The organism is Halopelagius inordinatus, assembly GCF_900113245.1.
Lineage (GTDB): Archaea > Halobacteriota > Halobacteria > Halobacteriales > Haloferacaceae > Halopelagius > Halopelagius inordinatus.
Window position 1 is genome coordinate 383,501 of record NZ_FOOQ01000002.1, and the last position, 18,767, is coordinate 402,267.

General features: G+C 67.1%; 20 protein-coding genes and 1 tRNA gene. 13 read left to right on the forward strand and 8 right to left on the reverse strand.

What is annotated here, in order from left to right; genetic code table 11:
- Nucleotides 1–52: 52 nt before the first annotated feature.
- Entirely contained in the window at nt 53–1,123 is a 1,071-nt protein-coding gene (carA, locus tag BM167_RS09675) for a glutamine-hydrolyzing carbamoyl-phosphate synthase small subunit (RefSeq protein WP_092891913.1), read from the reverse strand.
- Nucleotides 1,124–1,220: 97 nt separating this feature from the next.
- Here carA and BM167_RS09680 point away from each other — a divergent pair, with 97 nt between their 5' ends.
- The gene (locus BM167_RS09680) at nt 1,221–1,643 is read left to right on the forward strand and encodes an Lrp/AsnC family transcriptional regulator (RefSeq protein WP_092893062.1); all 423 of its coding nucleotides are present in this window, start codon (nt 1,221–1,223) and stop codon (nt 1,641–1,643) included.
- A gap of 7 nt (nt 1,644–1,650) precedes the next feature.
- Here the strand turns inward: BM167_RS09680 and BM167_RS09685 are convergent, their stop codons facing one another.
- Nucleotides 1,651–2,316, reverse strand: coding sequence for a PHP-associated domain-containing protein (locus tag BM167_RS09685; RefSeq protein WP_092891915.1), 666 nt, complete (start codon nt 2,314–2,316; stop codon nt 1,651–1,653).
- Nucleotides 2,317–2,527: 211 nt separating this feature from the next.
- Here BM167_RS09685 and BM167_RS09690 point away from each other — a divergent pair, with 211 nt between their 5' ends.
- Genes BM167_RS09690 through BM167_RS09700 form a run of 3 tightly spaced genes read left to right on the forward strand, consistent with a single transcriptional unit; the run spans nt 2,528 to nt 4,315 of the window.
- A complete protein-coding gene (locus tag BM167_RS09690) occupies nt 2,528–3,127 on the forward strand; it encodes an NUDIX hydrolase (protein WP_092891917.1) in 600 nt (199 codons plus the stop codon).
- Entirely contained in the window at nt 3,108–3,551 is a 444-nt protein-coding gene (locus BM167_RS09695; protein ID WP_092891919.1) for a desampylase, read from the forward strand. Before BM167_RS09690 ends, BM167_RS09695 begins: the two co-directional genes overlap by 20 nt.
- A gap of 56 nt (nt 3,552–3,607) precedes the next feature.
- Complete coding sequence (locus BM167_RS09700; protein ID WP_092891921.1) at nt 3,608–4,315, forward strand: SDR family NAD(P)-dependent oxidoreductase; 708 nt, start codon at nt 3,608–3,610, stop codon at nt 4,313–4,315.
- A gap of 34 nt (nt 4,316–4,349) precedes the next feature.
- Here the strand turns inward: BM167_RS09700 and kynU are convergent, their stop codons facing one another.
- From kynU to BM167_RS09725, 5 genes are all read right to left on the reverse strand, one after another.
- Nucleotides 4,350–5,636 carry a kynureninase gene (kynU, locus tag BM167_RS09705; protein ID WP_245781338.1) on the reverse strand — a complete coding sequence of 429 codons (1,287 nt, stop codon included), beginning with the start codon at nt 5,634–5,636 and terminating at the stop codon, nt 4,350–4,352.
- Nucleotides 5,633–6,652 carry an AIR synthase family protein gene (locus BM167_RS09710; RefSeq protein ID WP_092891923.1) on the reverse strand — a complete coding sequence of 340 codons (1,020 nt, stop codon included), beginning with the start codon at nt 6,650–6,652 and terminating at the stop codon, nt 5,633–5,635. The genes kynU and BM167_RS09710 overlap by 4 nt, the downstream gene beginning before the upstream one ends.
- 287 nt (nt 6,653–6,939) lie before the next feature.
- Entirely contained in the window at nt 6,940–7,854 is a 915-nt protein-coding gene (locus tag BM167_RS09715; RefSeq protein WP_092891925.1) for an alpha/beta fold hydrolase, read from the reverse strand.
- A gap of 77 nt (nt 7,855–7,931) precedes the next feature.
- Nucleotides 7,932–8,330 (reverse strand): DUF7975 family protein, encoded by a 399-nt coding sequence (locus tag BM167_RS09720; protein WP_092891927.1) that lies wholly within the window; start codon nt 8,328–8,330, stop codon nt 7,932–7,934.
- Nucleotides 8,331–8,383: 53 nt separating this feature from the next.
- Nucleotides 8,384–9,376, reverse strand: coding sequence for a YeiH family protein (locus BM167_RS09725; RefSeq protein WP_092893064.1), 993 nt, complete (start codon nt 9,374–9,376; stop codon nt 8,384–8,386).
- 206 nt (nt 9,377–9,582) lie between these two features.
- Here BM167_RS09725 and BM167_RS09730 point away from each other — a divergent pair, with 206 nt between their 5' ends.
- The 9 genes from BM167_RS09730 (at nt 9,583) to BM167_RS09765 (ending at nt 18,201) form a co-directional block, all read left to right on the forward strand.
- On the forward strand, nt 9,583–10,212 hold the full coding sequence (locus BM167_RS09730) for an adenylate kinase (protein ID WP_092891929.1): 630 nt from the start codon (nt 9,583–9,585) through the stop codon (nt 10,210–10,212).
- 101 nt (nt 10,213–10,313) lie between these two features.
- Entirely contained in the window at nt 10,314–12,791 is a 2,478-nt protein-coding gene (locus BM167_RS09735; RefSeq protein WP_092891931.1) for a bacterio-opsin activator domain-containing protein, read from the forward strand.
- 102 nt (nt 12,792–12,893) lie between these two features.
- Nucleotides 12,894–13,046 (forward strand): rubrerythrin-like domain-containing protein, encoded by a 153-nt coding sequence (locus BM167_RS18125; RefSeq protein WP_143095491.1) that lies wholly within the window; start codon nt 12,894–12,896, stop codon nt 13,044–13,046.
- A gap of 1 nt (nt 13,047) precedes the next feature.
- The gene (gdhB, locus tag BM167_RS09740) at nt 13,048–14,340 is read left to right on the forward strand and encodes a glutamate dehydrogenase GdhB (RefSeq protein ID WP_092891933.1); all 1,293 of its coding nucleotides are present in this window, start codon (nt 13,048–13,050) and stop codon (nt 14,338–14,340) included.
- Between the two features lie 104 nt (nt 14,341–14,444).
- A complete protein-coding gene (locus tag BM167_RS09745; protein ID WP_092891935.1) occupies nt 14,445–15,371 on the forward strand; it encodes a DUF106 domain-containing protein in 927 nt (308 codons plus the stop codon).
- An 88-nt stretch (nt 15,372–15,459) separates the two neighbouring features.
- Nucleotides 15,460–16,038 (forward strand): (d)CMP kinase, encoded by a 579-nt coding sequence (cmk, locus tag BM167_RS09750; protein WP_092891937.1) that lies wholly within the window; start codon nt 15,460–15,462, stop codon nt 16,036–16,038.
- A gap of 4 nt (nt 16,039–16,042) precedes the next feature.
- The gene (locus tag BM167_RS09755) at nt 16,043–16,915 is read left to right on the forward strand and encodes an RNA-guided pseudouridylation complex pseudouridine synthase subunit Cbf5 (RefSeq protein WP_092891939.1); all 873 of its coding nucleotides are present in this window, start codon (nt 16,043–16,045) and stop codon (nt 16,913–16,915) included.
- A 45-nt stretch (nt 16,916–16,960) separates the two neighbouring features.
- On the forward strand, nt 16,961–18,043 hold the full coding sequence (locus tag BM167_RS09760) for a succinylglutamate desuccinylase/aspartoacylase family protein (protein WP_092891941.1): 1,083 nt from the start codon (nt 16,961–16,963) through the stop codon (nt 18,041–18,043).
- Between the two features lie 87 nt (nt 18,044–18,130).
- Nucleotides 18,131–18,201: transfer RNA gene (locus BM167_RS09765), tRNA-Pro, on the forward strand.
- A gap of 344 nt (nt 18,202–18,545) precedes the next feature.
- Here the strand turns inward: BM167_RS09765 and BM167_RS09770 are convergent.
- A complete protein-coding gene (locus BM167_RS09770; RefSeq protein ID WP_092891943.1) occupies nt 18,546–18,749 on the reverse strand; it encodes a DUF8119 family protein in 204 nt (67 codons plus the stop codon).
- Nucleotides 18,750–18,767 lie beyond the last annotated feature (18 nt).

Here is an 18,767-nt window from a genome sequence, read left to right on the forward strand (position 1 = left end):
AAAGAAAGCGTCGGGAGCCGTCCGTCCGCCGGTGGTGCGTCAGGTAGGGTGGTCAGTCCGACGAAACGACTGTGGTCTGTTCGGTTGCGCCCGTCATCGCGAGGACGTCGTCGAAGAAGTCGAGCGAGTCGTTCGGGCCGGGGTGGGCTTCGGGGTGGTACTGGCGGGTGATGACGTCTAAGTCCTCGTTCTCCAGTCCTTCGGCGGTGCCGTCGTTGACGTTGATCTGCGACACGCTCAGGTCGCCGGGTTCGCCGACGGTGTAGCCGTGGTTCTGGGTGGTCATGACGACTTTCCCCGACTCCACGTCACGAACCGGCTGGTTCACGCCGCGGTGGCCGAAGTCCATCTTCTCCGTGGTGCCGCCGAGTGCGCGGGCGACGACCTGTTGGCCGAGGCAGATGCCCGCGAGCGGAACCTCGCCGACGAACTCCTCGACGAGGCTCTGTGCCTGCGTGAAGTTCGCCGGGTCGCCGGGACCGTTCGAGATGAAAAGAAGGTCCGGCGACAGTTCCGCCACGTCCTCGGGCGTCGCGTCGTACGGGAGGACGGTGACGTCGGCGTCGCGTTCGAGGAGCGAATCGACGATAGAGCCCTTCGCGCCGCAGTCGATGAGAGCGACGTGGGCGTCGCCCCCGGCGCGGTAGGTCACGGGTTCGGCCGTACTGACCTGCGCGCCGATGTCGACGTGTTCGCTCATGCCTTTGCATTTCGCGAGTTGCTCTTTCGCGTCTTCGGGCGTCACGTCGTCCCCGACGGCGATACCGCACTTCATCGCGCCCTCCTCGCGGATGGCCGTCACGAGTTCGCGGGTGTCGATGTGGTCTATGGCGGGCACGGACTCGTCGTCCAGCCACGTCGCGACGTCGTCCGTGAACTCGCGAGCGATTGCGGCCCGCGGGTGGACGCGGTCGGATTCGAACCGCTCGTCTCGGACGCCGTAGTTCCCGATGAGCGGGTACGAGAACGTGAGGACCTGTTCTTCGTACGAGGGGTCGGTCAGGCTCTCTTCGTATCCCGTGTACGCGGTCGTAAACACCAGTTCGCCACGTGTGTATCCCGGAACGCGACCACGCGCTTCGACGACGCGGCCGTCTTCCAGGGCCAAGTAGGCGTCCGACATTACGAGAAACACACGAATTCCGGGGCTATAAGTGTTGCTTTCGTAGCCAGATTACGAAATTCGTAATCTGTAAGTCGTGCGGGGAGTGACAGAGAACATGGACGACCTCGACCGCCGAATCCTCGACATCCTCCGACGGGACGCCCGGACCCCGTACACGGAGATTGCAGAACAGGTGGGAACTTCCGAAGGAACCGTCCGAAACCGGGTCGAACGCCTCATAGACGAGGAGGTCATCGAGCGATTCACCGTCGCGACCCACACCGGCAACATCAAGGCGATGATAGAGGTGTCCGTCGCGGTCGACGTGGACACCACGGCCGTCTCCGACCGGATGGCCGAGTGGGACGAGGTGGACTTCGTCTGGCAGGTGTCGGGCGAGGAAGACGTGGTCCTCGTCGTGGACGCCGCGGACACGCGCGCGGTGAACGAACTCATCACGCAGGCCCGGGAGTTGGCGGAGGTAAAGAGCACGAAGACGCGACTCATCCTCGACGAACGCCTCGGACGGTCGCCGTAAGAGTCGCTCAGTCGCGACGGCGACGGCGCAGGGCGGCCTTCCGCCGGTGTATGGCGTTGTACGCCTTGTCCAGCAGTTTGTGGGTTCGCCCGAGTTTCACGACGGGTTCGACGTCTCCGTCGCGAATCGCTTCGGCCACCGCCTCGGGGGTCGGCGCGTCGGCGTCGACGCGGGTGTACGCGCGGCCCACCTCGAACGGGAAGTGGGCGTCGCTCCCGCCGACGAGAGGTAGTTCGAGTCGCTCCGCGAGTTCTCGCGTCTGTACGACGTGTTCTGGGTTCTTCCCGTTCAGTTCGATCGCGTCGAACTCGGCGTCGGAGTCCAGAAGCGTCCCGTTTCGGTACGGATGCGCCAAGATGGCCGCACAGCCTCTGTCGTGGGCCAGTTCGACCGCCTCGTTCGGTTCGAGTTCGCCGGGAGTCGTCCGACTCGGCGGGTTCGGACCGACGACGACGAGGTGACCGAGCGTCGTCGATATCTCGACGCCCGGAACCGTCGGAAACGAACGGTCCGCCGAGTACGCGTAGTCGTGGTTCGTCACCGCGACGGCGTCGAGTCCGCGCCGTTTCGCGGCCCCGGTCAACAGGTCTAATCCGAGAGCGTCGTACCACGTCGGACGCCCCGGATGGGCGTGGTAAAAGCGCGTGTGCGAGTGAAGATCAACGGCCAGCACGTCTCGTGAGTCGAGGCGCCGACGCTTTGTTCTTCTGCCACAAGAGGAATCAGAAGGCGCCCGCTCGGCCGGACCCGAGAGAGCGACGACGGCCGACGGGCACGGAACGGCCGAGAGCCGCGATTACGACGTTCGAAACAGCGCCCGTCGCGAGGTGAGAGCGCGAACGCGCATCGAAGAGTCCTTGACCCACCTTACCGATTGACGGAGTATGAGCGCAGACGAGGGCGGGAACGCCGCCGACTCCGACTTTGACTCCTCGGAGGAACCTCACGCGAACGCGAATCAGGACGTCATCGCCGTCGACGAAGACGACAACGAACTCGACTTGGTGAACAGACTGGAGGCGCACACCGGCGAGGGGATTCGCCACCGCGCGTTCACCTGTCTCGTCTTCGACGGCGAGGGGCGACTCCTCCTCGCCCAACGCGCGCCCGGCAAGCGCCTGTGGGACACCAGTTGGGACGGCACCGTCGCCTCTCACCCCGTGCAGGGCCAGACCCAAGAGGAAGCGACCGAACAGCGTCTCGAAGAGGAACTCGGCATCACGCCCGACCAGTACGACGACCTGCGCGTGACCGACCGCTTCGAGTACAAACGCTACTACGAGAACGCGGGACTGGAGTGGGAGGTGTGCGCCGTGCTGAAGGTGACGCTCGAAGACACCTCTCTGGACCCCGACGAAGACGAAATCGCCGGGATGCTCTGGGTGGACTACGACCACCTCCACGACCACCCCGAGTGGTACCGACAACTTCGCCTCTGTCCGTGGTTCGAAATCGCGATGCGCCGTGACTTCGACGAAAGCTAAACTCGTCTTCGACTCGGACGCACGGGACGCGGTTCTCTCGCACGCCCGCGAGGGCGCGAACGACGGCCCGCCGAGAGAGGTGTGCGGCGTCCTCGCGGGGACGCGCGCGAACGAACCGGGGGCAAGCCCGGACCGTGTTCGGTCCGTCCGGCGCGTGCGGAACGTCGCGGAGAACCGCCGCGTCGCCTACGAACTCGACCCGGAAGAGACGCTCCGAACCCTCGAATCGATAGACGCTGAGGGACGCGACGTGGTCGGCTTCTACCACAGTCACCCCGAGTCCGAACCGGTTCCGAGCGACGCAGACAGGGAACGGGCGACGTGGAGCGGGTACGTCTACCTCGTCTGTTCTCCGGACGGGCGCCTGAACGCCTACCGGTGGACCGGGTCGGCGTTCGACCCCCTGCGCGTCGTCGTCGAGTGACCGCCGGTCGCCCGAGAGCGCAACCCCCTTCCGCTATCGCCACTTCGACTCGGGCGATGAGCGACGACGGACCCGAGTTATACGACTCGTTGGACGGACAGGTCGCCCTCGTGACGGGCGCGAACCGCGACCTCGGCCGCGAGATAGCCGAGCAACTGTACGACCTCGGCGCGACGGTGTTCGCGGCGACGCGCAGCATCACGCACGACGTGCCCGACGAGTGGGAGCATCTCCTCGTGGACGTGACCCAAGAAGGCGAGATATCCGACGCCGCGGACGACATCTTCTCCGCGGCGGGTCGTCTCGACATCGTCGTCAACAACGCCGGCGTCGGCGAGTTCGACAACGACATCGTCTCGGAGTCCGTCTCCGACATCGACCGAACGCTCTCTACGAACCTCCGCGGGCCGATGCTCGTCTGCAAGCACACCGTTCCGCTCCTCCTCCAGACCGACGGCGGCCGCGTCGTCAACGTCTCTTCGAACATGGGCGCGCTGAACGAACCCCAGTCCGGCGGGTCGCCCGCCTACCGCGTCTCGAAGACCGGACTGAACGGTCTCACGGCGTACCTCCACGGCGAGTACGCCGAAGACGGACTCGTCGCGAACTCGGCGTGTCCCGGCTACGTCCGCACCGAGATGGGCGGCGAGGACGCCGACCGGTCGGTGACGAAGGGCGCAGAGACGCCCGTCTGGCTCTCTCGATTCGAACCGGGCAGTCCCGCAGGGAAGTTCTGGCGCGACAAGCAGGTCGTCGACTGGTGAGGAACGCCCTGGCCGACCGCACCCGCCCGCCGAACTACGTCACGCCGCCGTCTCTGGGGTCGTACCGCTCGTACGCCTCCGTCTCCAGAACCTCCTCGAACCGTTCGACGACGCGGAACACGTCCTCGAACCCGACGTAGTACGGCGACGGGCAGACGCGAACGACGTTCGGCGGTCGGAAGTCCGCGACGACTCCCCGGTCTTTCAACGCCTCGGTCACGCGGTAGCCCTCGGGATGTTCGATTGCGACGTGGCCCCCGCGTCTCTCCGCCTCCCGCGGCGTCCCGACGGTGCACTCCGGCAGTCGGTCGTCCACCAGACCGACGAGGAAGTCGGTGAGCGCGACGGACTTCGATCTGAGCGTCTCGATACCGGCGGCCTCCGTCACGTCGAGTGCGCCGTCGAGAGGCGCCGCAGAGAGGATGGGGGGCGTCCCTATCTGCCACGCGCCCGCCGACCGGGCGGGCGTGTACGTCCGCCGCATCTCGAACTGCGTCTCCTTGTCGTGACCCCACCATCCCGCCAGCGCCGGTGTCTCCCCGAAGTGGCGGTCGTTCACGTACAGTCCGGCGACCGCACCCGGTCCGGCGTTGAGATATTTGTAGTGACACCAGACGGCGAAGTCGACGCCCGCCTCCGAGAGTTCGTGCGGGACGACGCCGACGGAGTGCGCGAGGTCGAATCCGACCGTCGCACCCGCCCGGCGTGCGGCCTCCGCGATTCGCTCGATATCGAGGAGTTGGCCGCTCCGGTAGAGGACCGACGGGAGAAACACCATCCCCACGTCGTCGTCGATGGCCGCTATCACGTCGTCCTCCTCGATGGTGCGGCCGTCTCGACTCTCCACGACGCGGAGGGCGTCGTCGGGGTCGATGCCGCGGGCGCGGAGTTGCGCGCGGACGGCGTAGTGGTCCGTCGGGAAGTCCAACTCGTCGACGAGAATCTCCTCGCCGCGTTCTGGGTCGTAGAACGTCCCGACGAGAGTGTGGATGTTCACCGTCGTGGAGTTCGCGACAACCACTTCCTCGGGGGCCGCCCCCACGAGAGGCGCGAGTCGGTCTCCGAGTCGTTCGCCGTAGGTGAACCACGGCGGAGTGGCCTCGGTCCACCCGCGGACACCGAGTCGCTTCCACTCCGCTACGACCCGGTCTAAGGCGTCTTCGGCGTCCGTCGAGAGGAGACCCAGCGAGTTGCCGTCGACGTACAGTTCGTCCTCGTCGACCGCGAATCGGTCTCTCAGCCCCGAGAGGGGGTCGGCCGCGTCGAGTTCGCGGGCCGCAGAGAGCGTCTGCGGGCCGTCTCCGACCTCGAATCGGGTCACGACTCTCCCGCCCTCCGCGATAGGTCGTCGTAGGCGGCCCACGAGGGGTCCACGTCGGGGTGTTCGACCCGTTCGCCGTCCGCGTAGACGCCGGACCCCTCCGCGGCGCGCCCGGCGACGCCGACGGGCGTCCCCTCGGATTCGAGCGCCGAGACGACGGCGTCCGTCTCCGCGGGCGGGACGGCGAGGACGAGCGTTCCGCCCGTCGTCGCGGCCCACGGGTCGATACCGAGGTGGTCGCACGTCTCTCGGACGCCCGGACGCACCGGAATCTCGTCGAGAGAGAGGTCGAATCGGACGCCGGCGCCCGCCGCGACTTCGTTCAACGCGCCGAAGACGCCGCACTCGGTCGCGTCGTGCATCGCGTGGACGTCGCCCGCCGCGGCGGCCGTCATCGCGTCGCGGACGCAACTGACCTCGTCGAGGCGGGCCCGCGCGGCGTCGAGCGTCTCTCTCGGCAGGTCGAACTGGTCGGGAAAGAGGGTCGTGAGAAGTCCCGTCGCCTCCACCGCGGGGCCTTTGGTGACGAGGATATCGTCGCCGACGCGCGCGCCGTCCGGTCGGACCACGTCCGCGGGGTCACCGACGCCGAGTGCCGTCGCGCCGCCGACCCACGGGAACTCGCATCCCGCGTAGCGCGCGGTGTGGCCCGTGACGACGCTGACGCCGAGGTCTTCTGCCTCCTCGTGTATCGACCCCCAGACGGCGGCGAACTCCTCGTCTGTCATCTCGGGCGGGAGCGTAAAGGAGATAGCCAGGTGCGAGGGCGCGAGGCCGGAGACGGCCACGTCCGCGAGGACGAAGTCGAGCGCGAAGCGTCCGGCGCGACAGAACCCGAGACCCGGGAGGAGAGAGACGGGGTCCGTCGCGATGGAGACTGCGCGCCCGCCGAGTTCGAGCAGTCCGAAATCGACGCCGTGCGTCGGCCCGAGAGCCACGTCGTCGCGGTCAGCGCCGAGGTTCGGGTAGATGTACTCGTCGAAGAACGCGCGGTCCACCTTTCCGAAGTCGGTCATGCGAGTGGGTCGTCGGCCACCGGTTTCAACGTGCCGTTGTCGAAGGTTCGAAGAGAGCCGGCCGGTTCGAACGGTCGCTCGGCGGAGAGAAAACAGTCGGGCCCGCGGTGGCGGGACCCGACCGACTCATGAAGGACGCGGGGACGAGAGCAGAATCGGGGTCATCCAGTCCCGGGTTCGTACAGGGTCATGCCCCGCGTCGGTTACACGTCTCTCGCGGAGGGTTAAGAAAGTCGCTAAGTTGACTGGGTGGTTACAGATGGCGGTTCGACGCCTCCGCGGACCGCTCAGAACCGCTCCATCTCGAAGTGCTTCGTCAGTTGGCTGCGAACGCGGACGGGTTCTTCGTGGTGGACCCAGTGCGTCGCGTCGTCGAGGACGACGAGGTGTTCGGTATCGCAGTACTGGACGCTCTCTAACGCCAGCGACCGAGAGAGATAGTCGTCCTGTGCGCCCCAGAGAACGAGCGTCGGGCGTTCGCACCGTTCGGTCCGCGGACGGGGGTTCGCCCGGGCGATGGCGCGGTACCAGTTCAGCATCGCGCGGTACGCGCCGGGCCGCCGCCACGCGGCGCGGTAACAGTCGAAGTCTGCCACGTTGAACGTCCCCGGGTTGCTGGACCGCCGCATCATCTGGGTGAGCAGTCGGTAGTTCGTCGCCGAGGCGACGGCCTCCGGCACTCGCGGGAGTTGAAAGAAGAGGACGTACCAACTCTTGAGTCGTTGCTCCCAGTCGTGGTAGATGGCCTGGCGGAAGGCGGTCGGATGCGGGATGTTCAAAACCGAGAGCGTCCGGACGCGTTCTGGGTGGTGGAGTCCGACCCACCACGCGAGAAAGCCCCCCCAGTCGTGGCCGACGACGTGTGCGTCTTCGAGTTCGAGTGCGTCGAGCAGTCCGAGAACGTCGCCCGCGAGTTCGTCGGGCGCGTACGCCGATACCTGGTCGGGTTTGTCGCTGAGGTGATACCCCCGTAAGTCGGGGACCACGACGCGGTAGCCCTCGTTTGCGAGCGGTTCTATCTGCTCTTTCCATCCGTACCAGAACTCGGGGAAACCGTGCATGAGGACGACGGGCGCGCCGTCGTCAGGTCCGGCGACGACGGCGTGGAGAGTCACGTCGCCCGCGTCCAGCATCCGCGACTCCGCGTCGACGCCGACTTTCTCGGGGGTGACGCCGTCTGCGGGAACGCCTGTCGGTGACATACCGTCGGTACGGCGGCGGCCGACAAATATCCTGTCGGCGGTTCGACCGGAGGCCGGACGGGAGTATCGGAGGGAACTCAGACGGCCGCGACCCACGCGCGGTAGTCCTCGCCGCGCCCGTACACCGCCCGAAACGTCCGGTCGACGAACGCCGCGAGGCGGTTCGCGTCCGAGCGTGCGGTGATGCGGACGTTCGTGCCCTCCGCCGACTCGGGCGACTCCATCTGGTCGATGCGGAACTCGGGGAACTCGTCGAGCATCGACTTCAGGCGGTCGAGTTCCTCGTCGGTCACGTCCACGTTGAACGTCTGGTCGGCGAACTGCACCCACGGCGCGGACTCGTCTTCCCCGTCGATGGCTCCCTCGTGTTCGACTTCGAAGGTCACGAACGCGCTGGCGCGTTCGCGGTGGGCGGTAAAGGCGTCCGCGAACAGTTTCTGTCGCTCTCTCGGGTCGGCGGCGTCGAATCGCGTCATATCGTCCGTTTCGTCGCCGACCGTGGAAAAACGGGGGGAAACGCCGCCGTCGGTCAAAGCAGCGTCGTCACCGCGAGTAGCGCGGCGGCGGAGACGACGACGAGGGAGACGGCGAGGACGGCGACGGGAGCCAACCCCGCCTCCCGCATCGCTTCGAGTCGCACGTCCAGACCCAGTCCCGCGAACGCGAGAGCGAAGAGGGCGTCGCTCGTCACCTCTATCGCGTTCAGCGTCGCCGCCGACAGAAGGCCCGCGTTCGCGGCGAGAGCGACGAACGCGAACCCCGCGAGGAAGTTGGGGACGCCGTCCAGAAGCGACGCCGCGCCGGACTCGGCGGTTCGGTCGGCGTAGCGGAACGCGTACCAGAGAGCGACGACGCCCAAGAGCGCGTTCCGAGCGAGTTTCGTCACCGTCGCCCACTGCCCGGCCGCCGGCGAGTGTGCGAACCCCGCGGCGGTGACCGGACCGGTGCTGTACATGCTGAGTCCGGCCCAGACGCCGAACTGCCGCGGCGAAAGCGACAACAGGTCGCCCGCGACGGGGAACGCGAGGAGGGTCACCGCGTCGAAAAGGAGGATGGCGGCGACGACGTGCGCCAGCGATTCGCCGTCGGCGTCTATGGTGCCCGCGATGGCCGTCGCGGCGGAGACGCCGCAGACGCTCGCACCGGCCGCGAGAAGCGACGCGGTCTTGCGCTTGAGGTCGAACACTCGCCGAGCGAGAAGTTCGACGAGAGCCATCCCGACGACGACGGCGGCGACGGCGAGTCCGAGGACGACGGGGCCGGTGGCGACCAGGTCGCCGAAGGCGATGCGCGCGCCGAGAAGGACGATTCCGGCTTCGAGGAGGGGGCCGCGGAACCGGACGCCCGCGTCGGCCCACGCGGGGACGCCGACGGTGTTTGCGACGACGGCACCGAACCCGACCGCGAGGAGAAGCGCGTTCAGGCCGGGCACCGCGTCGGCGACGAGGCGGGCGAGTCCGGCCAGTGCCGCGAGGACGACGAGTCCCGGGGCGGCGGCTTTCGCACGCCGACCGACCCGCAGACTCCGACTCACGGGTGGCGGGGCGGCCGCGCGCGACTGGGCCGCGCGGCGACACGGGAGGCGTTCGAAGGCGTCGCGTCCGACATCTGTCGGTTCGGTCCGCGCGCGGGACACTCAATGTATTGATTCGCGACTCCGTCTCGGCCGGTCCCGAAAGGACGGACGCTTTCTTCAACGTTATACGGACGGGGTCGGATGGGGTTCGTATGGGCAAGCACATTCTCCTACTGGGTGCCCCCGGTGCCGGAAAAGGGACACAGAGCAAGCGACTCGCCGAGGAGTTCGACCTCGAACACGTGACGACGGGCGACGCCCTGCGCGCGAACAAGGACATGGACATCGGTCACATGGACACCGAGTTCGACACGCCGCGGGCGTACATGGACGCGGGCGAACTCGTCCCCGACGAAGTCGTCAACGAAATCGTGAAGGAAGCGCTCTCGAACGCCGACGGCTACGTCCTCGACGGCTATCCGCGGAACATCGACCAAGCGGAGTACCTCACGTCGATCACGGACCTCGACGCGGTTCTCTACCTCGACGTGAGCGAGGAGGAACTCGTCCGGCGACTCACCGGCCGCCGCCTCGACCCCGAGACCGACGAAATCTACCACACCGAGTTCGATATGCCCGACGACGAGGAGGTCCGCGAACGCCTCGTCCAACGGGACGACGACACCGAGGAGACGGTCCGCGAACGCCTCCGCGTCTACGAGGAGAACACCGAACCCGTCGTCGAACACTACCGCGACGAGGGCGTCCTCGTCGAAATCGACGGCGAACAGAGCCCCGACGACGTCTTCGAAGACGTGGCAGACACCGTCGACTCGGCGTAACGACGACGCACCGCGACCCGTTTTTCTCCGCGAGGCGTCGAGTTCGTCCCGCGACGGCCGTGACGGCGGAGTTTTGAGGCGCGCCGCCGAACGCGGGGGATATGGATGCGACACCGGACGCCGAATCTCTCCCGCGGGTGGTCTTCGTCGGCGGCCCCGACTGGGCCGAACCGGCGGCAGCGGAGTTGGAGTCGGCCGCGTCGGTCCGCCGGGTCGAGAACGTCGCGGACGCGCGCGAACGACTCTCCGCCGGGCGGACAGACGCGGTCGTCGTGGCGAGGTCCGAACCGAGCGTCGACGCCGTCTCGGACCTCCGCGCGGCGGCCTCCGACCTCCCCATCGTCTTCTGTACCGACTCCGGGAGCGAATCGCTCGCCCGCGACGCCACCGCCGCGGGGGCGACGGAGTACGTCCCGGCCGACACGCCCGCGTTCGGGGCGTACGTCCGCGACCGGACGGTGGCCGCCGCCGCCGACGTGGCCGAGCGAGTCGAACTGGCGCGCGAACTCCGCGCCTCCGAGGAACTGCACCGCGTCACGCTCAACAACATGACCGACACCGTCCTCATCACCGACGACGAGGGCGAGTTCACCTACGTCTGTCCGAACGTTCACTTCATCTTCGGATACACGGACGCGGAGATACGCGAACTCGGGACCATCGACGAGCTTTTGGGCGAAGACCTGTTCGAGGAGGCCGAACTCGCCGAGTCGGGCGTCCTGACGAACGTCGAGTGCACGGCGACGGACAAAGCGGGCGAGGAACACACGCTCTTGGTCAACGTCCGCGAGGTGTCGATTCAGGGCGGGACGACGCTCTACAGTTGCCGCGACGTGACGACGAGAAAACAGAGAGAGGAGGCCCTCACGGGGCTTCACCGGACGACCGGCGAACTCCAGTACGCCGAGACGGCGCGCGAAATCGCCCACCACGTCGTCGACGACGCGGCGGAGATACTCGGCTGTGCCGCCAGCGCCGTCTTCCTGTTCGACGCCGAGAAGAACCGCCTCGAACCCGTCGCCCACACCGCGGCGATGGACCGCCTGTACGGACCGTTACCGTCGTTTCGCCCGACCGAGTCGAGACTCGTCGGCCGGGCGTTCGTCACCGGAGAACCGCTGTTTTTCGACGACGTGCACGACTCTCCGCTCCTCTCGAACCCGGCGACCGACCTCCGGAGCGTCGTCGTGCTCTCTTTGGGCGACCACGGCGTGTTCGTCGCCGGCGTCGATACCGTCGGCGCGTTCGACGACGTCCACCGCGAGATTGCCGACCTCCTGGCGACCACCGCTGAGGCGGCGCTGGACCGGGTGAACCGCCAGTCGCAACTCAGGAAACAGGACCGCGAACTGAAACGGCGAAACGAGCGTCTCGTCTCGCTGAACCGGGTCAACGAGATAATCCGCGAAGTCGATCAGTCGGTCATCCGCGCCGAGACGCGCGAGGAGGTCGAACGCGCGGTCTGTGAGCGACTGACCGCGGACGAACGGTACCAGTTCGCGTGGGTCGGGTCCGTCGGCCCCGGGTCGCAGCGTCTCGTCTCGCGGGTCGAACGCGGGGACGGACGCGGCTACCTCGAAGACGTCTCTCTCGCGGTCGATGCCGACGGAGAACCGGCGTGTTCGACCGCCGCGACGGGCGAGGAGACGTCGGTTTCGAACGTCGCGACGGACCTCCGAGAGACCCCGTGGCGGCGCGCCGCACTCGAACGCGACTTCCAGTCCGTCCTCGCCGTCCCCCTGTCGTACGACGGCGTCTCGTACGGGGTTCTGGCGGTGTACGCCGACCGTCCCGCCGCGTTCGACGGGATGGTCCAAACGGTGATGAGCGAACTCGGAGAGACGGTGGCCTCGGCGATAAGCGCCGTCGAACGGAAGGCGGCGCTCTTGACCACGGCCGTCACCCGCGCCGAGTACGCCGTCTCCGGCGACGGCTTTCCCCTCTCGCAGGTGGCCGAACGCGCCGGATGCTCGCTGTCCGTCGTCTCGGGGGTGCGGCGGACCGACGACGACGATTCGCTCTTTGCGACCGTCGAGGGCGCGTCGATGGACGACGTCGAGGCCGCCGCGGCGAACGCGCCCGGGATAGCCGACTACCGCGTCGTCGCCAGCGACGGGTCCTCCGGAACCGTCTGGTTCCGTTTCGTCCGACCGTTCATCGCGTCTCGACTGGCGAACCACGGCGTCGTCCTGCACCGCGCGGAAGCGACGCCCGAGGGGACCACCCTCCGCATCGACGTCCCCGACGGCGTCGAGATTCGGAGCGTCACGCAACTGCTCTCCGGGACGTTCGACTCCGTGTCGCTCCGTTCGAAGCGCCACCGAGAGCAACCGGCCGGCGGCGAGTTCACCGCGGCCGTCTTAGACCGAGTGACGGAACGACAACTCGAAGTGGTCCAGACGGCGTACCACGCCGGCTACTTCGAGGACCCGAGAGAACACTCGGGGACGGACGTCGCCGAAACGCTCGACATCTCGCCCGCGGCGTTCTACCGACACGTCCGGACCGTCCAACGTGAACTGTTCGCCGTCATCTTCGGAGACGCCGGACACTCGGGGAGAGTGGCACGACGCGGTTGAACTTTGAACCCCGATGCGTCGAGGTGGGTCACAGTATAACGGACACGTTCATCCTAATATTCCTATTACTCACTATACGGGCGGCGGTCGCCCGAGCAACCTATGACATCTTGGAAAGACGGCCCCGCGGACGCGACAGCACTGTCCACGTACGAGTGTTTCGACTGTGGGACGGTCGTCGAAGCAGAGTCGAACCCGGCGACGTGTCCCGACTGCGGAGGCGAGTTACGAAATCGCAGCATGCCGGTCGAGTGAGATGGGGACGACTACCGAACCCACCGCGGCGGAGACGGAGGAGGACCCGAGCGAGGAGTCCGCCGTCGAGACGGCGCGAAAGCAACTCGACGTGGCGGTGGCGCGTCTCGACATCGACCGGAACGTCGTCGAACGCCTCCGTCACCCTCGGGCGGTCCACGAGGTGACACTCCCCGTCGAACGCGACGACGGGACGCTGGAGGTGTTCACCGGCTACCGGGCCCAACACGACAGCGTCCGCGGCCCGTACAAGGGCGGACTCCGCTATCATCCGGCGGTGACGCGCGACGAGTGCGTCGGCCTCTCGATGTGGATGACGTGGAAATGCGCCGTGATGGACCTCCCGTTCGGCGGCGCGAAAGGCGGCGTCGTCGTCGACCCGAAGTCGCTCTCGGACGAGGAGACGGAGCGACTCACGCGGCGGTTCGCGCAGGAACTCCGCGACGTGGTCGGGCCGCACACCGACATCCCCGCACCGGACATGGGAACGGACGCCCAGACGATGTCGTGGTTCATGGACGCCTACTCGATGCAAGAGCGCGAGACGGTTCCGGGCGTCGTGACGGGCAAACCGCCGGTCATCGGCGGCAGCGAGGGGCGAGACGGCGCGCCTGGGCGAAGCGTCGCCATCGTCACCCGCGAAGCCGTCGACTACTACGACCGGGACCTCTCGGACGTCACCGTCGCCGTACAGGGGTTCGGGAGCGTCGGCGCGAACGCCGCGCGCCTGTTGGACGAGTGGGGCGCGGACGTCGTCTCCGTCTCGGACGTCAACGGAGCCATCTACGACCCCGACGGACTCGACGTCGGCGACGTGCCCACCCACGAGGAGCGACCCGAAGCCGTGATGACGTACGACGCGCCGGAGAAACTCTCGAACGACGCCGTCCTCGAACTCGACGTAGACGTGTTGATTCCGGCCGCCGTCGGCAACGTCCTCACGGCCGACAACGCCGAACGAGTCGACGCCGGAATCGTCGTCGAGGGGGCCAACGGCCCGACGACGTTCGCCGCAGACGCGATACTCGAAGAGCGCGGGATTCCGGTCGTTCCGGACATCCTCGCGAACGCGGGCGGCGTCACCGTCTCGTACTTCGAGTGGTTACAGGACATAAACCGGCGCGCGTGGTCGCTCGAACGCGTCCACGAGGAACTCGAAAGCGACATGACCGCCGCGTGGGACGCGGTCCGCAGCGACTTCGAAGACGGCGCGGCGACGTGGCGCGAGGCCGCGTACGCCGTCGCACTCCGGCGCGTCGCCGCCGCGCACGACGCTCGGGGCGTCTGGCCCTAGCGTCGGCCTCCGTTCTCCCCTCCCGTTTTCGGGCGGTCACACTCCGGAACTTGCGCGGACCGAGAGTAAAAGGTTCATAACCGGTGACGACTAATTCGTCCTCAATGGCACGAATCGAATCGAAGGTGCGCAGTCTCGTCTCCGCCGACCCGGAGATGCGCACGGCCGTCCGGACCGTTCTCGAACGGTCCGAGGCGGGAGAGGTCAAGTGGGTCGACGTGAAGGGCGACCTCACGAGCGGTCAGTGGGGCCGCCTCATCGAGAAGGGAGTCCTCGTCGACGGTGACGAGGGGTTCCGACTCGCCGACGCCGAGGCGACCCGGGCGGGTCTCGAAGAGGAAACCGAGGACGCGACGGCGTCTACGGCGTCGTCGTCCTCGGCCGACGACATCGAGACCGGCGACTCCTCGTGGTCCACGTACGACAAGATGGCCGGCGTGGTAACCGTCGGTCTGTTCCTCGGCTACTCGTGGAAACCGCTCCGCGACGTCATCGGCTCGACGATGGACGTCGCACTCGGACCGCTTCACGACATCCTTCCGTTCTACGCCGTCGTGATGGTGCTCGCTCTCGCGACCGGTCTCTACTCGACGCTGTTGCAGGCGAACCTCATGGACATGGACAAGATGGGGGCGTACCAACAGCGGATGAAGGACATCCAAGAGCGCCAAAAACAGGCCAAAGAGAACGGCAACGACGAGGAACTCGAACGCATCCAACAAGAACAGATGGAGGCGATGGGCGACCAGTTGGGGATGTTCAAAGAGCAGTTCCGCCCCATGGTCTGGATCATGTTCCTCACCATCCCGGTGTTCCTCTGGATGTACTGGGCCATCGGCGTCGGCGGCGGGTCGGAGGCGCACGTCACGCTCCAGAATCTCGTCCTCCCGCTTGCGGGCGAAGTCGCGTGGACGGAGTCCATCCTCGGACCGATTCAGGCGTGGATTGTCTGGTACTTCCTCTGCTCTATGGGCTTTACCCAGGTCATCCGCAAGAGCCTCAACATCGACATGTCTCCCTCGGCGGCCTGAGCGTTCGACGGCGCGCGGAGCCGCGGTACACCCTCTCACTCCCGCGCGCAAAGACAACCTCTTTTAGAACGTCCCACAGAACACGAGTATGTTACTGACCGTCTCCGGGCCCGCAGGGAGCGGGAAGAGTACGACCGCGGAGGGACTGGCCGAGGCGTTGGATCTCGAACACATAAGCGGCGGCGACATCTTCCGCGAACTCGCCGCCGAACGCGGGATGAGCGCCGTCGAGTTCAACAGACTCGCCGAAAAAGACGACCAGATAGACCGCGACCTCGACCGCCGCCTCTACGCTATCGCGACGGAGCGAGACGACGTGGTGCTCGAATCCCGTCTCGCCGGGTGGTTGGCCGGCGACCACGCGACGCTGCGAATCTGGCTCGACGCGCCGATAGACGTCCGCGCCGCGCGAATCGCAGACCGCGAGGACAAGAGCGTCGAACTCGCCCGCGAGGAGACGGAAGCGCGCGAACGGAGCGAAGCCCTGCGGTACGAGGACTACTACAACATCCCCATCCGTGATCTTTCTATCTACGACGTGGCGCTGAACACCGCCCGGTGGGGCCCCGACGAGGTTCTCGACATCCTCACGAACGCGGTCACGTCGTACCGCGACGAGTCCGACGAAGGCAAATACTCCGTCGACGGCGTCTCGTACGACTTCTAACAGTATGTCCGACCTGCGCGGCCCCCCATCCGACCGAAGCGTCGACGAACTCCGCTCGTTCGGCGTCGTCAACCTCGACAAACCGCCCGGCCCCTCCGCACACCAAGTCGCCGGGTGGGTGAGAGACCTCGTCGCGACCGACCGGGCGGCCCACGCCGGAACGCTCGACCCGAAGGTGACGGGCTGTCTTCCGACCCTCCTCGGCGACGCGACGCGGATGGCGCAGGTGTTCTTGGAGGGCCGAAAAGAGTACGTCGCCGTCCTCGAACTCCACGGCCCCGCGCCCTCGGATATAGAGGCCGTCGTCGCCGAGTTCGAAGGCGAAATATACCAGAAACCGCCGCGGAAAAGCGCCGTCACGCGACGCCTCCGCACCCGCGATATTCACGCCCTGGACGTGCTCGAAGTGAGAGACCGACAGGCGCTTCTCCGCATCGAGTGCGAGAGCGGGACCTACATCCGAAAGCTCTGTCACGACATCGGACTCGCCGCGGGGACGGGCGCGCATATGGGTCATCTCCGGCGCACCGCCACCGACCCGTTCGACGACACCGACCTCGTCACGATGCACGACCTCTCTGACGCACTCGCGTTCGTCGAAGCGGGCGACGAGTCGTTCTTCAGAGACGCCGTCGCGCCCGCCGAACGCGCTCTGACTCACCTCCCGCGCGTCACCATCGCCCCCTCCGCGGCCGAACAAGTCGCCGAGGGCGCGCCGGTCTACGCGCCGGGCGTCATCTCCGCCGACGACGCGCACCGCGGCGACTTGCTCGCGTGCTACACGCCGAACGACGCCGTCGTCTGCCTCGGCCGCCTCGTCGGTGACCCAGACGCCGACTCCGGCGAAGTCGTCTCCCTGGAACGCGTCCTCGTCTGAGCGCGAATCCTCCCCGCTTTTCTCTGTCCGCCGAGATGCGGAGATATGCAACTCGGAACGGTGACGTCCGAACCCGGCGCGGTCGCCTCGGGATGGTTCGAGGCGACGGACCTGCCGACCGGCGGCACGGAGCGACTCCCTCTCGTCATCGCCGAGGGGACAGACGACGGACCGACGATTTGGCTCACCGGCGGCGTCCACGGCGACGAGGCGACGGGCGTCGCGGCGGTCCAAGACGCGGTGCGGGCAGTCTCGCCCGCCCGACTGGCCGGTACCGTCGTCGCGGTTCCCGCGGTGAACCCCGCGGGACTCAGACGGAATCGGAGGCGGTCGTACTACGGCGACGACGACCCGAACCGCGGCTTTCCGGACCCAGAGTCCGCCTCGACGCGCCCGCCGGAGGTCCAAGAACGCATCGACCGGCGACTGTACGAGGCGTTCGAGGAGTCCGCGGACGCGTTACTCGACCTGCACACCGCCGAAGTCGGGTCGATGCCGTTCGTCATCCGCGACCGGGTGCTGTACGGCGCGCGCCGCGACGAGTCCGAGGCGGAAGCGTTGGCCGAGGACCTCTCGCGACTCGTGGACGCGTTCGGCCTTCCGGTCCTCACGGAGTATCCGGCCGCGGAGTACGTCGAACAGAGCCTCCAGCGCTCTCTGGCGGGGGCGGCCCTGAACGCCGCCGGTATCCCCGCGTTCACGGTCGAACTCGGCGGACACAGCGTCGTGGACGACGACGCCTGCCGCGCGGGCGTCGCGGGCATATTCGCCGTAATGTCCGAACTCGGGATGACGGAGGACCTCCCCGCGGGCGTGGGCGAACCGGGGTCCGAGAGTCCCGACGCACCCGTGGACTACCCGGTTCGTCGGGCCGTTCACCCGCGCACCGAGACGGCGGGACTCGTCCGTCACCGCGTCTCGCCGGGCGACGCGGTCGAATCCGGCGACGTGGTAGCGACGGTGACGACGCCGCAAGGCGAGGTTCTCGACACCGTGACCGCCGACCACGACGGGTACGTCGTCGCCCGCAAAGAGGGACTGGCCGTCTACGAGGGCGACCCGGTGTTGAGCATGGCCGTCCGGGACCACGGCGAGTTAGTCGTCCCGGAGGAGTCGAACGGCGAGTAACGCCCCCTCGGGCGTGGTACCCGGTGACCCTCCGAACTCGAAACGAAGCACTTAACGGTTCGAACCGCATTCCTCAGAATGCACCCTGGGACCGTGGGGTAGTGGTATCCTCTGCCGATGGGGTCGGTAGGACCTGAGTTCGACTCTCAGCGGTCCCATACTTTTTCGCGGCGCTACGTGACGAGCGATTAGCGAGTCACTACGCAGCGGTATCGGATGTACAGCGGTGAGAGTCGGACGAATCGAGTTCGACTCTCAGCGGTCCCATACCACCTTTTTACTGCGTCGGGTTCGCTCTTCGAGCGAACCGCTCCTCGCAAAAAGCTGGACCGAAAAAGGCCGCGAGGCGAGCGAAGCGAGTCTCGCGGTACGACAACACTGCCACTCGACGAGCGAACAGCGAGTCACTACGCCGCAGTATCGGATGTACGCCGGTGAGAGTCGGACGAGTCGAGTTCGACCACCGCACGCGGGCGGTAGTCGGCCATCGCGCGGCGTCGGCCTACCGTTGCTCTCGCGCCATATCCAGGGACCAAAAGAAGCCGAAGTAGGCGACGACGCCCGCGAGCATGAACATGTAGTACGCCCACTGCGGTCCATCGACGAACTCGAAAAAGAGGGAGACGCCGGTCACCCAGACGATGGCGAACGTCAAGTCCGCCAGCATCCCCGACCCGTGTTCGCGCAGGGTATCGACGAGGCTCATCGGCGGTCACCGAGATTC